Below are 1206 nucleotides of genomic sequence, written 5' to 3' on the forward strand. Positions count from 1 at the left end.
GCTCCCAAAGGGTTCGTGGACGGCAGCCTCGCTCGCTCGCATGTGGCAACCGCGCGGGTTATCAAGGCTGGGCGGGAAACACCTTGAAAGGGGTGCCTTTAAGGCCTCCAGCGCCTGGGCATGCCGTAGTTGCTCAGACTCCATCGCCGCCTGCAACTGCACCACCTGCTCCTGGGCAAGCACCCGCGCCTTTTCTGCCTGGGTCAATTGATCCTGCAAGCCATGGTTCTGCTGGGAAAGATCCTGGTGCGCAGCCTGCAGCGCTTGCAACTGCCCTTGCACATGGGCCAGTTGCGCCTTGATTTCCAAATTCTCCCGGTCCACCTGAGCCACATACACCTGAGACGCATCGAGCTTGCGCTGCCACTCCGCTTCCCGCTGCGCCAAAGCATCCACCTGCTGCTGATACCCCTGCTGGGCCGAACCCAACGCCTGCTGCCACAGCGCAGCCACCAGACCGTCCGAGGCCTGTACCAGTTCAGGGGGCAACTGGGGATGTTCACGCTCAGCGAGAAGCCGCTCGGCCACCTCCTGGCGCCAGCGGCGAATCATGTCAGAGACCACCTGCTGGCCGCCGCGCGAGCCGATGCGCTGGTAGACCTTGGCAAAGCTCACCGAGTCACCCGCGCGAAAAAGCTCCGCGCAGGCGCTGGCCACCTGCTCATACTGCACCTGGGTCAGGCGTGACATGGGGCGTGCTCCTGTAAAAACCGTTCTGTGATGGGCTATTGTAGGTTTTTAGCGTGTAGTTACGCACGCATTACGCTGTTTTTGCGACGCTTCCAGCTAGTTTTTAGTCATTATTACCATAATGTCAAAGAATAACGGCGCCACCACCAAAAGTGCCCCAAAAAACGTCGGTACCAAAGAATGTTTCACGGTAAAAAATCACTAGACGCAAGAAAAAAGTACAAGAAAATCAACCACTTGATAGCAAATCAGCGGCATGAAAAATTGCCCGTGAAACATTTTTAGCCTCTGAACCTGCCTCACCATGACCACCCCTGCCATCCCGCCACCTGCCTGGACACCCGACGGACTCACTGCCCTGTCCGCACGGCCCGCAGCCAATGCCGGTGCGCGCACGCTCACCCGCGCAGACAACGACCTGGATGCGGTCTCTGGCTGGCTGTTGCGGCACCAGGACAGCCCCCACACCTTTGACAGCTACAAGCGCGAGGCCGAGCGCCTGCTGGCTTGGTGCGC

1 protein-coding gene and 1 pseudogene are annotated in these 1206 nt (G+C 59.5%); one reads left to right on the plus strand and one right to left on the minus strand.

Annotated elements, in window-relative coordinates:
- Nucleotides 1-690, minus strand: a 690-nt coding sequence (locus tag EV674_RS17290; protein ID WP_207902198.1) for a DNA-binding protein, incomplete at its 3' end; no start/stop codon positions are given.
- Nucleotides 691-994: 304 nt separating this feature from the next.
- Here EV674_RS17290 and EV674_RS17295 point away from each other — a divergent pair.
- Nucleotides 995-1206: pseudogene (locus tag EV674_RS17295) on the plus strand (tyrosine-type recombinase/integrase); the annotation flags it as partial.

The organism is Simplicispira metamorpha (assembly GCF_004341365.1).
GTDB lineage: Bacteria > Pseudomonadota > Gammaproteobacteria > Burkholderiales > Burkholderiaceae_C > Simplicispira > Simplicispira metamorpha.